At 71.8% G+C, this 13,943-nt stretch carries 12 protein-coding genes; 6 read left to right on the plus strand and 6 right to left on the minus strand.

Annotated elements, in window-relative coordinates; all coding sequences use genetic code 11:
• Positions 1-11: 11 nt before the first annotated feature.
• The 5 genes from metK to Acor_RS06250 are packed head-to-tail and all read right to left on the minus strand — an operon-like array spanning position 12 to position 5,174.
• On the minus strand, positions 12-1,241 hold the full coding sequence (gene metK, locus Acor_RS06230; RefSeq protein ID WP_155335580.1) for a methionine adenosyltransferase: 1,230 nt from the start codon (positions 1,239-1,241) through the stop codon (positions 12-14).
• Complete coding sequence (locus Acor_RS06235; protein ID WP_155335581.1) at positions 1,238-2,296, minus strand: uroporphyrinogen decarboxylase/cobalamine-independent methonine synthase family protein; 1,059 nt, start codon at positions 2,294-2,296, stop codon at positions 1,238-1,240. The genes metK and Acor_RS06235 overlap by 4 nt, the downstream gene beginning before the upstream one ends.
• A gap of 1 nt (position 2,297) precedes the next feature.
• Positions 2,298-3,743, minus strand: coding sequence for a hypothetical protein (locus Acor_RS06240; RefSeq protein WP_155335582.1), 1,446 nt, complete (start codon positions 3,741-3,743; stop codon positions 2,298-2,300).
• Positions 3,733-4,665, minus strand: coding sequence for a methylenetetrahydrofolate reductase (locus Acor_RS06245; RefSeq protein WP_155335583.1), 933 nt, complete (start codon positions 4,663-4,665; stop codon positions 3,733-3,735). The genes Acor_RS06240 and Acor_RS06245 overlap by 11 nt, the downstream gene beginning before the upstream one ends.
• Positions 4,662-5,174 carry a methylenetetrahydrofolate reductase C-terminal domain-containing protein gene (locus tag Acor_RS06250; protein ID WP_246238463.1) on the minus strand — a complete coding sequence of 171 codons (513 nt, stop codon included), beginning with the start codon at positions 5,172-5,174 and terminating at the stop codon, positions 4,662-4,664. The genes Acor_RS06245 and Acor_RS06250 overlap by 4 nt, the downstream gene beginning before the upstream one ends.
• Positions 5,175-5,379: 205 nt before the next feature.
• On the opposite strand from Acor_RS06250, the gene Acor_RS06255 reads away from it, so the two are divergent.
• Positions 5,380-6,261, plus strand: coding sequence for a VOC family protein (locus Acor_RS06255; RefSeq protein WP_155335585.1), 882 nt, complete (start codon positions 5,380-5,382; stop codon positions 6,259-6,261).
• A 7-nt stretch (positions 6,262-6,268) separates the two neighbouring features.
• Here the strand turns inward: Acor_RS06255 and Acor_RS06260 are convergent, their stop codons facing one another.
• Positions 6,269-7,597, minus strand: a complete 1,329-nt coding sequence (locus tag Acor_RS06260) for a PucR family transcriptional regulator (RefSeq protein WP_155335586.1) — start codon at positions 7,595-7,597, stop codon at positions 6,269-6,271.
• Positions 7,598-7,868: 271 nt separating this feature from the next.
• Between Acor_RS06260 and Acor_RS06265 the strand changes: the two genes are divergently transcribed.
• From Acor_RS06265 to Acor_RS06285, 5 genes are read left to right on the plus strand one after another with little or no spacing between them, the layout of a single operon-like run.
• Positions 7,869-8,816, plus strand: a complete 948-nt coding sequence (locus tag Acor_RS06265; protein ID WP_218034151.1) for an ABC transporter permease — start codon at positions 7,869-7,871, stop codon at positions 8,814-8,816.
• Complete coding sequence (locus Acor_RS06270; protein ID WP_155335587.1) at positions 8,813-9,706, plus strand: ABC transporter permease; 894 nt, start codon at positions 8,813-8,815, stop codon at positions 9,704-9,706. The genes Acor_RS06265 and Acor_RS06270 overlap by 4 nt, the downstream gene beginning before the upstream one ends.
• A complete protein-coding gene (locus Acor_RS06275) occupies positions 9,703-10,689 on the plus strand; it encodes an ABC transporter ATP-binding protein (RefSeq protein WP_155335588.1) in 987 nt (328 codons plus the stop codon). The genes Acor_RS06270 and Acor_RS06275 overlap by 4 nt, the downstream gene beginning before the upstream one ends.
• A complete protein-coding gene (locus Acor_RS06280) occupies positions 10,682-11,701 on the plus strand; it encodes an ABC transporter ATP-binding protein (RefSeq protein ID WP_155335589.1) in 1,020 nt (339 codons plus the stop codon). The genes Acor_RS06275 and Acor_RS06280 overlap by 8 nt, the downstream gene beginning before the upstream one ends.
• Positions 11,698-13,935 carry a CaiB/BaiF CoA transferase family protein gene (locus tag Acor_RS06285; RefSeq protein ID WP_155335590.1) on the plus strand — a complete coding sequence of 746 codons (2,238 nt, stop codon included), beginning with the start codon at positions 11,698-11,700 and terminating at the stop codon, positions 13,933-13,935. Before Acor_RS06280 ends, Acor_RS06285 begins: the two co-directional genes overlap by 4 nt.
• Positions 13,936-13,943 lie beyond the last annotated feature (8 nt).

Here is a 13,943-nt window from a genome sequence, read left to right on the forward strand (position 1 = left end):
GGTGCCCCCTCTCAGACCATCGACGGCGTGGCGTCGGCGCTCAGACCGGCGGCCGCCCGCAGTTCGTCGGCGCGGTCGGTGCGCTCCCAGGGCAGGTCCACGTCGGTACGGCCGAAGTGGCCGTAGGACGAGGTCGCCTGGTAGATGGGCCGGTGCAGGTCGAGGTAGCCGCGGAACGCCGCGGGCCGCAGGTCGAAGGAGTCCGTGACGAGTTCCTCGATCACGGCCGGATCGACGCGCTCGGTGCCGAAGGTGTCGATCAGCAGGGAGACCGGCCTGGCCACCCCGATCGCGTACGCCACCTGCACCTCGGCCCGCCGCGCCAGACCGGCGGCGACGACGTTCTTGGCGACGTACCGGGCGGCGTACGCCGCGGAGCGATCGACCTTGGACGGGTCCTTGCCGGAGAACGCGCCCCCGCCGTGGCGGGCGAAACCGCCGTACGTGTCGATGATGATCTTGCGGCCGGTGAGGCCGGCGTCGCCCACCGGGCCGCCGATGACGAAGCGCCCGGTCGGGTTGATCAGGAGGGTGCGGTGCAGCTCGCCGGGGTCGTACAGGTCGGCGGGCAGGACGGGGGTGACGACGGTGTTCCACATGTCCTCGCGGATCTGGTCGGCCGTCGCCTCCTCGGCGTGCTGGGTGGAGATGAGCACGCGTTCGATCCCGGCCGGGACGCCGTCGCGGTAGCGGATCGTCACCTGCGTCTTGCCGTCCGGCCGGAGGTAGCCGACCGCCCCGGTCCTGCGCACCTGGGCCAGCCGGCGGGACAGGCGGTGGGCGAGCGTGATCGGCATCGGCATGAGCTCGGGTGTGTCGTCGCAGGCGTAGCCGAACATCATGCCCTGGTCGCCCGCGCCGACCCGGTCGAACGCGTCGTCGGACCGGCCCTCGCGGTGCTCGTGGGCCCGGTCGACGCCCTGGGCGATGTCCGGGGACTGCTTGTCCAGCGCGACCAGGACGGCGCAGTGGTTGCCGTCGAACCCGTACGCGCCGTCGTCGTAGCCGATGCGGTTGACCGTGTCGCGGACGATCCGGGTGTAGTCGAGCTGCGTGGGCGTGGTGATCTCGCCGGCCAGCACGACCATGCCGGTGGTGATCATTGTCTCGCAGGCCACCCGGGCCAGCGGGTCGGTGGTCAGCGCGGCGTCCAGCACCGCGTCGGAGATCGCGTCAGCGATCTTGTCCGGGTGGCCCTCGGTCACCGACTCGGAGGTGAAGAGGAAGTCGTTTTTCCTCATGGCGTCGCTCCCTGTGTGGTTTCTGTGGGGGTGGCCAGCTCGGCCCGGACGATCCGGGTCCCGCGGACCATGGCGGCCAGCTTCGCCCGCGCGGTCGCGCCGGTGAGGTTGCGCAGGCCGCAGTCGGGGTTGATCATCAGCCGGTCGGCCGGGAGGTGCCGCAGGGCTCGGCGGATGCGGGTCGCGACGAGTTCGGGCGACTCGACGTCCGGGCTCTTCACGTCCACGACGCCGAGCCCCAGCTCGCCCGGCCAGCCGAACTTCTCGATGATGGCGAGGTCGTCGTCGCCCTTGCGGGCGAACTCCAGGACCAGCTGGTCGAGGTCGGCGCGCAGGACCTCCGGGAAGAGGAAGTCGTAGTGCCCCTCCCAGGACGGGCGGGCGTAGCGGTTGCCGTAGCAGACGTGCAGCGCCCAGGTGACGTCCACGCCGGCGGTGACCACGTTGATCGCGTCGACGGCCAGCGCGGTCTGGTCGGTGTGGCCGGCCAGGAACGGCTCGTCGATCTGGAGCAGCTCCGCGCCAAGCTCGGCCAGCGCGCGCGCCTCGGCGTTGAGTACGCCGGCCATCGCCATGACCAGGTCCCGCCGGCTGACCTGACCGCGCTCGCGCACCCGGCAGGAGAGCGAGAACGGGCCGGTGAAGGAGAACTTGATCGGCGCGCTGGTCTGGGCGGAGGTGAACGCGTAGTCCGCGGCCAGGCCCAGCGGCGGCGCGGGAACCGCCGGCAGCGCGGCCACCCTCGCCTCGTGGTAGTCGAAGTAGTAGTCCTTGACCGGCTCCGGGATCTCGATGCCGGGCATCCGGGCCAGCGTGTAGTCGATGTCGTTGTCCCGGCGCAGCTCGCCGTCGGAGACGATGTCGATCCCGGCCAGATCCTGGTCGAGCAGGGCGGCCTTGATCGCCATGTCGTGGACGTCCTGCAGCTGGCTGTAGCTCATCCGGCCCCGGGAGTGGTCGGTCTTGAGCCGCTCCATCCAGGCCGGCACGGGGTAGGAGCCGACGACCGTCGTGGGCAGCGCCGGCACGCGGGCGCGAACCTTTCCTCTCGTCATGTCAGTCCCTCGCCTGGGCGGTCATCGTGACGATGTGGCCGGCCGACTGGTGCCGGAAGGGCTCGTAGTGCACGTCGAAGCCGCTGCGCCGGCCGACGTGCGCGATCAGCGGGCCGTTGACCCAGTTCACGACCGAGCCGTCGTACTTGCCCGGGCCGCGGAACTGGCTGCGGTAGCCCTCGACGCCGGTGACGAAGAGGTCGTGGCAGATCAGCCGGCCGTACGGGTGGAGCAGCAGGAGGCTGTCGGCGAAGCTGGCGACCGCGCCGTTGCTCACGTGCATGCGGACGTCCGCGCCGGATTCCAGCAACGGGCGCAGAGCCTCGCCGTCGCACTGGGCGGTGACCGCGTACTGGTCGAGACCGGCCAGGGGGACGTAGCGCTCCTCCAGGCGCAGCATCGACCACGCGCGCCGCCAGAACTCGACCGCGCTGTCCACGTCGGGGAAGTGCGCGGGGGCGGCGTCGGTCAGGAGGCGCGGGCCCAGCCGGAGGAGTTTGTGGACCAGGCCGGGGAGCTGGCCAGGGGTGCCGGAGATCGAGTCGGCCAGTTCCGCCGCGGCGGGCGAGGGCAGGTAGGCGCGGGTTTCGACGGCGTAGGTGCGGCCGTTGAGCTGGGCCACCTCGTCGGTGGGCAGGTTGTCGTACATGTTGGAGACGTAGACGAGGAAGACCTTGTGCTTGAGGAAGGCCAGCGAGGTCAGCGGGCGGGTCGCGTCGAGGGTGACGGAGCTGACCCGGCCGGCGTGTGCCGCCACGGTCTCACCGGCGAGGTCGAGGACGTGCTGCGAGTAGTCGCACATGAGGTAGTGCAGGCGCCGGTAGTAGTCGCTCCCCCGGGCCTGGTCGGCGCGGCGGAACTCGTCGAGGAACACCTTGGCCTGGTGCCCGTTGCCGACGCCGAGCTCGACGACGACCAGCTCCGCCGGGATGGCCGCCGACCGCGCCAGCGAGTCCCAGACCTCGAAGAGTTCGTGGATCAGCTCGCGGGCGGCGTCCCGGTTGCGGCCGTCGCTCTCGCCGCCCGGCAACGCCTGCTCGTAGCCGCGGCCGGACGCCTTCTCCCACAGTTCGAGCGCGGACCAGTAGAGGGCGTTGAAGGACCAGACGCAGCCGGCCGAGCCGAGAGCCCAGTCCTCCAGGTAGACCCGGCCCGACCCGCCGCTCAGGCAGGCGGCGGCCAGGCTGCCCAGCGCGGCCTCGCCGCCACGCCGTACGTCGACGGCCACCTCCAGGTCCGGCCGGCAGCCGGGAGCGGACATGATGGGCCTGGCGTCCACGACGTCGCGGAAGTTCTCCCGGTACTGGACCCAGTCGCAGACCACCCGGACCCGGGAGAGGTCCCAGGCGGAGTCGGCCAGGGCCGCGACGACCGGGGCGACCGAGGCCATGAGGTCCACCGGCTGGTCCGCCCGCAATCTCGCGTGCGGCCGGAAATCAATCAACATCGCTGTCGCCCTTCCTGGAGATTCCGGCTCGCCGCACGATGTCGGGAACCTCGTCGTCGTGGCCGAAGACCATCAGGTGCACCCCGCGTACGCCGGGGATCTCGACCAGGGTTTGAATCGTCTCGACGCAGGCGGCCAGGCCCTCTGCCTCGACCCGGTGCGCCGGGACCCCGCGGAGGCGGCGCTCCAGCTCCGGGGGCACGTGGACGCCGGGAACCTCGCCGGTCAGGAATGACAGCATGCGCAGGGACCGGATGGGCCCGACGCCGGCGATCACCGCGCAGCGTTCGGTGACGCCCTCCTCGCGCAGCCGTCGGACCCACTGGGCGAAGGCGTCGACGTCGAACACGTACTGGGTCTGCACGAACTCGGCGCCCGCGGCGACCTTCTTCGCGAGCCGCCTGGCGCGTAACGCCGCCGGCGGGGCGAACGGGTTCTCGACGGAGCCGATCAGCCACGAGGGCCGGGTCGCCAGCGCCTTGCCGGACAGCAGTTTCCCCTCGTCGCGCAGCGTGCGCGCGGTCCACACGAGCTGGACGCCGTCGAGGTCGAAGACCGGTTTGGCGTCCGGGTGGTCGCCGAGCGCGGGGTGGTCGCCGGTCAGCAGCAGCACGTTGCGCACGCCGAGGGCGGCGGCCCCGATCAGGTCGGACTGCAACGCGATGCGGTTGCGGTCCCGGCAGGTCAGCTGCATGACCGCGTCCACCCCGGCCCGCCGCACCAGGACGCTGCCGGCCAGGCTCGACATGCGGACGTTGGCGCCCTGGTTGTCGGTCACGTTCGCGGCGTCCACCCACCCGCGCAGCGCGGCGGCCTTCCGGGTGATCACCTCCGGGTCGGCGTCGCGCGGCGGCCCGATCTCGGCCGTCACCACGACCCGATCCGAGGCCAGCGCGGCCCGCAGCCCTCCCTCGCCGCTCATCGGACTCTCATGGGCGGGTACGGATCGGCGTCGCTGAACGTGATCGCGAGGCCCTCGTCCCGGCCCTGCCAGTAGTTCAGCCACGAACTCCGGGTCCACTGCCGGTGGTCGACCGGCCGCTGGAGCAGGTCGAGGTCGGCGCCGCGGGACGCGCTCTCCGCGCGGTCCCAGGCGGTGAGCCACACGCATCGCAGCGTGCGGTCGACCTCGCAGGAGCCGTCCGCGGATACGCCGCCGCACGGACCGTTGCGCAGTTGCTTGGGGCAGGTCATCGGGCAGGCGTAGCCGGTCGCCGGCAGTGCGCACTGGCCGCACATCCGGCAGCCGAAGAGCCGCTCCTTGGTGATCCGTTCGCCGGCCGTGAACCAGCGGTAGAGCCGTGGCTGGCGCTCGACGAACGCGGCCAGCCACCGGTAGACCCGGTTGGTGGCGAGAACCGCGTGCAGCGGGTACGCGAGGCGGGCCGGGATCCGGGGCCGGTAGGGCTTCGGCGTGGGTTCGATGGCCACTCTCGGCTCCTCCTTTCGTCCGTCGGTGCCAAGGTCGCAGCGCGGCGGTAGTCGCGTCTTCGGGCCGTGCCGCAACATTTGGGCTGTCCGGTTTGTGTCCCGATACAAAGAGCGCACCGATCTGTCCGCCCGGCTGTGGTGATCGGGCGGACGCGTACTCTTGTGGCGGCGCACAAGTGCGCCTGAGGCACGAGGGGGTTGCGGGATGCGGACTCTCGGATATGTCGGCGCGCAGTCAGCGTCGGCGGCGGACTGGCTGGACTTCGGGCCGAGGGTCTTCGGGTTCGAGGCGCGTCAGTCGCCGGACGGCACGGTCCTGGTGCGCTGGTGCGATCGCGCGTACCGGCTGGCGATCCATCCCGGCGGGCCTGACCGGCTGCTCTATCTCGGCTGGGACCTGGGCGACGAGGCCGCCCTGGCGGAGGCCGCGGCCCGGGCGGCGAGCGCGGGGTTCGCGGTGGAGCGGGGCGGCGCGCGGCTGGCCGCCGAGCGTTCGGTGCGCCGGATCGTCTGGTTCACCGACACCTTCGGCCTGCGGCACGAGCTGTTCGTCGGCCAGGAGGAGGAGCCGGGCTCCTACCGGGGCCAGCGGCCCAGCTCGCGGGCGGTCACCGGTGACCTCGGGCTGGGATTCGTGGCGCTGCGGGTGCCCGACCTGCAGCGCGGGCTGGACTTCTACCGCGACGTGATGGGGATGCGGGTCTCCGACGCGATCAACCTGGGCGCGCCGTTCGGGGAGATGTGGTTCCTGCGCTGCAACCGGCGCCATCACAGCGTCGCGTTACTCGAAGGGGGCGACGCGCTCCGGCTGGAGCACCTGATGATCGAGGCGGCCACCCTGGAGGAGGTCGAGATCGCCTGGGACCTGGCGCGGCGGGAGATGGACGCCTTCGTCAGCCCGGGGCGCCGGCTGTCGGACAACATGTTCCTGTTCCGGGTGAGCACCCCGACGGGGTTCCGCGTCTGCTACGGCTGGGGGGCCAGCCAGGTCGACGACGAGGAGAACTGGATTCCGCGCTACATCGACTCCTCCCGGGCGGGCGGGATCGTCTACTCGGCGGCGGCCGTGGTGGCCGCGCCACACTGAACGCCGGTCACACCTCGGCCTCGCCGAGCGTCTCCAGGATCTCCAGAGCGACCTGGACGGCCAGCCGGTCCCGGTAGTTCTCCAGGTCCAGGCCGGTGATCTCCTCCACCCGGCGAACCCGGTAGGTGATCGTGTTCGGGTGCACGTGCAGCCGTTCCGCGGCCCGCCGCAGGCTGTTGTTCTCCTGGAAGTAGCACTTGAGCGTGGCGACGTACTTGGACTGATGCTCCTGTTCGTGCCGGAGCACCTCGCCGAGGATGTCGTTGGCGAACTCGCGCAGCGCCTCCGGGTCGGGCACCTGGAGCAGCAGGTGGCTGATGCCGAGGCTGTCGAAGGCGACCACCGCGCCGCGCCGTCCCAGCCGCCGGATCGCCTCGTTGGTACGGCGTGCCTCCTCATACGATCGGGCGATGTGCGCGGGCTCACGGAACCCGCCGCCGATGCCGATGGAGACGCCGACGTCGGGAAAGAGCGCGCCGAGCCGCTGCACGCACAGCGCGCCGAGCTGCTCGGCCCGGATGCCGGTGCCCGGCGTGGCCGGCTCGCTCAGCACGACGATCACCTCGCGGGCCCGGACGGCGGTGATCGCGTCCGGCGACTGGGCGACGAACAGGCGCGCGGTGGCGGCGGCCGCGTGCTCGGCGACCAGTTTGCTCCGTTCGCTGCCGCCCGGCGGCGCCTCGATCAGGACGGACAGCACGCGGTGGTTCCGCTCGCTGTCGAAGCCGAGGTGGTGGGCCCAGCGCACCACCTCGTCATGGTCCCGGCCGGAGCCGGAGAGCAGGCCCTCGATGAGGTCGTCGCGCACCTGGCTGCCGGCCGAGGTGATAACCCGCTCCCGGGCCAGGATGACGCCGCAGATGGTCGCGGCGTGTTCGGCGATCAGCAGGTGGGTGTCCTCGCTCTGTTCCGGCACGTCCTCGACGGGCGGGACGAAGAGCGAGACGAGGTAGGCCGGGACGGTGTCGCCGATCAGGATGGGCGCGACGATCATGGCCGCGTTCCTGGCCGGGTCGGGGAGGCGCAGGGCGCGCCGGGTCTTGCCGGCCATCGCCAGCAGGTGCGCGAGGCGTGGGTGGATCAGGTGGTCGTGCACGTACTGGACGGAGTGCTCGTAGCTTTCGCCGGGTGAGGCCGCGGCCAGGATGCCCATCTTCTGGCTGATGACCGCGACGGTCACCGCGGTCCTGCGGGCGATGAGCTCGGCCACGGTGCCGATGTCGGCGTCCTGGAGCGCCAGGCCGGAGAGGTGCCGGTAGATCTCCACCAGGTCGCGGAGCGTGCGGTTCTCCTGATTGATCTCAGTGACGCCGCTGGTGGCCGAGGGTTCCGCCATACGGGCATCCTAGGGACAGCTGACCGAGTTTCCATGTGCCGGGAACCAGAGAACAGCGGATCTTCCTGTGCCGGAGCCCAAAGTGCGCGCTCCCGCTCGTGGGCTATACCACCAGGACCTGTAACAGTCCCGACTCCAAGGATTTACGCGGCGGTATCCCCTTGACGCGAAGTTACCCGCAGTGCAGCATGGCGTAACAAATATCAAACGTTTTGTCCAATTATCGGACAAGCTCGGGTCGGTGGCGGCCCGACACCGAACGGAGGTGACGATGAGCACTCGCATGATCATCCGTCGGCTCGGTGGCGGCCTGCTGGTCCTGTGGCTGGTGTCCATCCTCACGTTCCTGCTGGTCCACCTCATTCCCGGCGACCCCGCCGAGGTCATCGCGGGCGAGAACGCCACCGTCGCCGACGTGACGCGCATCCGCGCCGAGCTGGGGCTGGACCGGCCCGTGCTCACGCAGTACGTCACCTGGCTGTCCGGCGTGCTCCGCGGCGACCTCGGCAACTCCCTGTTCACCGACAAGTCGGTGGTCACCTCGATCGCGGAGGTGGCTCCGCCGACCCTGGTCATCACCGTCCTGGCGATCGTCGTCGCGGTGCTGGTCGGGGTGTCGGCCGGCACCGTCGCCGGCCTCACCCAGGGCAGCCGGGTGGACCGGCTGGTCTCCACCCTGGCCACCCTGGGCATCGCGATGCCGAGCTTCTGGCTGGCGATGGTGCTGGTCTCCGTCTTCGCGCTCACCAACACCTGGCTGCCGGCCACCGGATACGCGAGCCTGGCGGAGGGCTTCGGCACCTGGCTGTCCCACCTCGTGCTCCCCGCGACCGCGCTCGGGCTGGCCACCGCGGCGGAACTGGCCCGGCACACCCGCGGCTGCGTGGCCGACGTGCTGACCCGTCCGTACGTGCGGACCGCGCGGGCCAGGGGCGCGTCCGGCGCCTGGCTGGTCCGGCGGCACATCCTGCGCAACGCCGCCATCCCGGTCGTGACCGTGCTGGGCCTCCAGGCCGGGCGGCTGCTCGGCGGCGCGATCGTCATCGAGGCCGTGTTCGGCATCTCCGGCCTCGGCACCCTGGCCGTCAACGCGGTGCTCCAGCGGAACTACCCGGTGATCCAGGGATACGTCCTGCTCTGCGCCGTCGTCGTCGTCCTGCTGAACCTCATCGTCGATCTGGCCTACGGCTGGATCAATCCGAAAGTGCGCACGGCATGACCCTCGCCACCAAGCGCTCAAGCGCCCCGACCAATCCGAGCGTCCCCAGAACCTCCCCGGCCGGCCGGATCGTCAGGTCCGTGCTGCGCCGCCCGTCCGGCGCGACCGCCGCCGGTTTCCTGATCGTCCTGGTGATCCTGGCGGTCGCCGGTCCGCTCATCTACCCGCACGACCCGGACGCGCAGGACCTGGCCAACCGGTTCGCCGGGCTGAGCTGGCCGCACCCGCTGGGCACCGACGAGTTCGGCCGGGACGTGGCCAGCCGGATCATCCAGGCGGCCAGGATCGCGCTGGCCGCGCCGCTCATCTCGGTGGGCGTCGCTCTGCTCATCGGCCTGCCGTTCGGCCTCTGGGCGGGGCTGCGCCGGGGGATCGTGGACGCCGTCGCCGGGCGGCTGGCCGACACCATCCTCAGCCTGCCCGCCATGGTCGGCGCGCTCGCCATCCTGGCCGTGCTCGGCCCCGGCCTGGTCAACGCCATGGTGGCGATCGGCATCATCTTCGCGCCCGGCCTGTTCCGGGTGGTGCGCGGCGCCACCCTGGCGGTGGCGGAGGAGACCTTCGTGCACTCCGCGGTGGCGATCGGCTCGCCCACCAGGCGGACCCTGTGGGTGCACATCCTGCCCAACATCGCGGCCCCGCTGCTGGTCCAGGTGACCATCCTGATGGGCGTGGCGCTGCTGGCCGAGGCCAGCCTGAGCTTCATCGGGCTCGGCGTGCAGCCACCCGACGCCAGCTGGGGCTCGATGCTGAAGGCCGCCTACACCAACCAGTTCGACGCGCCCTACTCGGTGGTGCCGCCCGGGATCGCGATGGTCCTGACGGTGCTGGCCTTCAACACCATCGGCGACGCGATCCGCGACGCGGTCGGACTGAGGAGAGGCAGATGACCCCGTTGTTGTCGGTCGAAGGGCTCACCATCGACCTGCCAGGCCGTCAGCCCGGCCTGGTCGAGGACGTCACCTTCCAGGTGCGCGAAGGCCACTGCACGGCGCTGATCGGCGAGTCCGGCTGCGGCAAGACGCTGACCTCGATGGCCATCCTCGGCCTGCTGCCCGCCGCCGTGCGGGTCTCGGCCGGCGCGGTGTGGTTCGACGGAGTCGATCTGCTCGCCTGTACGCCCCGGCAGTTGCGCCGGATCCGCGGCGGGCCGGTCGGCATGGTCTTCCAGGAGCCGATGAGCAGCCTCAACCCGACCATGACGGTCGGCGACCAGATCGCCGAGGCGCGGCGGTTGCACCTGGGCGAGCGGCGCAAGACGGCCCTGGCACGGGCGCGCGAACTGCTGGAGCGGGTCGGCATCCCGAACGCCGCCCGGCGGATCGGCTCCTACCCGCACGAGATGAGCGGCGGCATGCAGCAGCGCGTCATGATCGCGGCGGCCATCGCCTGCGAGCCCAAACTGATCATCGCCGACGAGCCGACCACGGCGCTGGACGTCACCATCCAGGCCGAGATCCTGGCCCTGCTGCGGGACCTGCAACGCGACCTGGACCTGGCCGTCCTGCTGGTCACCCACGACCTCGGCGTGGTGGCCGACTTCTGCGACGACGTGGTCGTCATGTACGCCGGTCACATCGCCGAACGGACCACCGTGGACGGGCTGTTCTACCAGCCGGGGCATCCGTACTCCAGCGCGCTGCTGGCCGCCGTGCCGCAGGTCGGCCAGGCCAGGTCCCGGCTGACGGTGATCCCGGGGCGGGTGCCGTCCGCCGGCGGGTTCCCGGCCGGGTGCCGGTTCGAGCCGCGCTGCGCGCACGCGGAGCCCCCCTGCCGGGAGCCACAGCCCGACGCGCCCTTGGGCGACGGGCTCACGCGGTGCGGTCGCGTCGCCTCCGGCGAGCTGACACTTCAGGGAGCCCTGCGTGGCTGAGGATCGGGTGGTCCTGCGGGTCCGGGGCCTGAGCAAGTCGTTCCCGGTGCGCCGCGGCGCGTTCGGCCGGGCGCTGGAGAGCGTACGCGCCGTGGACGGGGTGGATCTGGAGGTGCGGGCCGGGACCACCGTCGGCATCGTCGGCGAGTCGGGTTCCGGCAAGACCACGGTGGGCCGGCTGATGGCCCGGCTGCTCACCCCCGACCAGGGCACCGTCGAAGTGGAGGGCAAGGACGTCAGCCGGGCCAGGGGCCGCGAGCTGAAGGAGGTGCGCGCCCGCCTCCAGGTCATCTTCCAGGACCCGTACGGCGCGCTGGACCCGACCAAGACCGTCGCCCACGCCGTCGCGGAACCGCTGCTGGTGCACGGCCGGATCCGGCGGGGGGAGATGCGCGACCGGGCGGCCGCCCTGCTGGTCCGGGTGGCGCTCGACCCGGCGTTCGTGGACCGCTACCCGGACGAGCTGTCCGGCGGGCAGCGGCAGCGGGTCTGCATCGCCCGCGCGCTGGCGCTCTCCCCCAGCGTGCTGGTGGCCGACGAGCCGACCTCCGCGCTCGACCTGTCCACCCGGTCGGAGATCCTCAACCTGCTGCTGTCCATCCAGGAGGACACCGGCCAGGCGCTGGTGCTGGTCTCGCATGACTTCGCCACCGTACGGCACCTGGCGCACCGGATCGCGGTCATGTACCTGGGGCGGATCGTCGAGGAGGGACCGGCCGCGCAGATCGCCGACGATCCCCGGCACCCCTACACGAAGGCGCTGCTGTCGGCGGTGCCGTTGCCCGACCCGCACGCGCAGCGCGCCCGCCGCAGGACCGTGCTCCAGGGAGAGCTGCCCGATCCCGCCCGTCCGCCCTCGGGCTGCCGGTTCCACACGCGCTGTCCGGTGGCGCTGCCCGAGTGCGCGCGGCAGGATCCGCCGCTACTCCAGATCGCCGCCGGGCACCGGGTGGCCTGTGAGCCCGCGGTCAAGGCGGCTCGTCAGCCCGATTCCCAGGAGAGCATGCGATGACCGGCACCTCACCCGGGGCGCTGGCCGGCGTCAGGGTCGTCGACTTCGGCCACTATCTGACCGGTCCGCTGGCCGCGCTGATGCTGGCCGACCAGGGCGCCGACGTGATTCACGTGGACCGTCCGGGGGCCGGGCCAGGCGACGCCGACGCGTTTCTCAACCGGAACAAACGCCGCATCGCCCTTGATCTGAAGGCTCCCGCGGAGGTGGGCGTCGCCCGGGAGCTGATCCGGCGGGCCGACGTGCTGATCGAGAACTTCCGGCCTGGGGTGATGGACCGGCTCGGGCTCGGCTGGGCGGAGCTGCGCGAGGTCAACCCCCGGCTGGTGTACTGCTCGCTGCCCGGCTTCGCGGCCGCCGATCCCCGGGCCGGGGTGCCCGGCTGGGAGGGCGTCATCGCGGCTGCCACCGGTAACTGCCGCATCAGGGCCGGGTACGTGCCCGCGGGCTGGGATCCCGCCCGCCCGACGTACAGCTCGATCCCGGTGGCGTCCAATTTCGCGGCGTTCTGCGGGGCTTTCGCGATCGTGGCCGGGCTCACCTCGCGGCACCGCACCGGGCGGGGGGATCGGATCGAGGTGCCGCTGTACAACGCGATGTTCGAGGCGATCGGGGGCAGCGGGGCGTATCCGACGGCGCGGGGGTTGCAACCGGAACGTGCCATCCGGGCCAACGGGAGCGGCACCTATCGCTGCGCGGACGGCCGCTATGTGCAGTTCAATCCGATCGGCGCGACCACCCGCTTTCTGACCTGGTTTCTCGACGCGGCCGGGGTGGGCGAGTGGGCCAGGGACGGGCTGACCGACCGGCCCAGGATGGACCGCGAGCCGCACCTGCGTGACCTGCTGGAAAAGCGGCTGACCGCGCTCTTCCTGAGCCGCCCCGCGCTGGAGTGGGAGGAGCTCGCCGGCGCGGCCGGGGTGCCGCTGGCGATGGTGCGCACCACCAGGGAGTGGCTGGACTCCGAGCACGCGCGCGCCACCGGCGAGGTGGTGGTGGTCGATGACCCGGTGCTAGGCCCGACGGCCATGCCCGGCTCCCCGGTTTGGTTGTCACGGACGCCCGCCGTGCCCGCTCGTACGCGCAGCCTGCCCGACGGGGATCGCGCGGAGATTCTGGCCGAGCTCGCCTTACCCGTGGTACGGCCACCGGAGGGCGAGAGCGGGCTGCCGTACCAGGGGCGGAAGGTTCTGGATCTGACCCAGATTCTGGCCGGTCCGAGCGCGGGACGCATTCTCGCCGAGTTCGGGGCCGACGTGGTCAAGGTCAACGTGCCGCAGCGGTGGGTCGGCGCGCACGGCTTCGTGAACAGGGGCAAACGCACCGTGCTGCTGGACGTCAAGTCGAGCCAGGGCCAGCAGGTCCTGTGGCGGCTGATCGACGAGGCGGATATGCTCACGCACAACTTCCCCGGCAGGACCGCGGACACCTACGGCCTGGGTTACCAGCACGTGCGGGCGCGCCGCCCGGACATCGTCTACGTGTCGGTCGGCTGCTACGCGCGTGGCGGGCCCTGGTCGGATCGGCGGGGCTACGAGACCCAGGGCCAGGCGGCGACCGGGATCATGGCCCGAACCGGCGGGGATGGGCCGCCGGCCGTGTTCGGGCCGTACAACGTGCTGGATTACGGGACCGGCACGATGGCGGCGTTCGCCGCCGCGCTCGGCCTCTACCACCTGGAGACCACGGGGGTGGGGCAGCACGTGCACACCTCGCTCACCCAGACCGGCCTCTACCAGCAGGGCTGGCTCATGCCGCACCCGGCGTCCGGCCCAGGCCCGGAGGCGCTCGGGCCGAGCCCGTGGCAGCGCTACTACCAGGCGGCCGACGGCTGGTTCTACATGGGCGCGACGGAGGAGCAGTCGCGTCAGGTGCCGGACCTGGCCGACGCCTTCCGCGAGGCCGACGTGTCCGACTGGGTGGAGCGGCTCGCCGCGGCGGGCGTTGCCGCCCACCCGGTCACTTCGCTCGCTGACCTGATGACCGACCCCCGCGCCAGAGCCCTCGGATTGAGCGTCGACCAGGTCTCCGAGGAGGTCGGCCCGGTGGTGATGCCCGGACTCGCCATCTCAGTCGAGGGCAACCCGCCACGGCTGGGCGAAGCCGTCCGCCGCCCGGGCGCGGACGGGCGCGACGTGCTGGCCGAGATCGGCCTGGGCGAGGCGGCCGACACGCTGGCCCGGACCTGGGCCATCCAGCTGGACGCGCTGCCTCCGGGCTGGAACCACTTCTGACCTGATAG

The organism is Acrocarpospora corrugata, from assembly GCF_009687845.1.
Lineage (GTDB): Bacteria > Actinomycetota > Actinomycetes > Streptosporangiales > Streptosporangiaceae > Acrocarpospora > Acrocarpospora corrugata.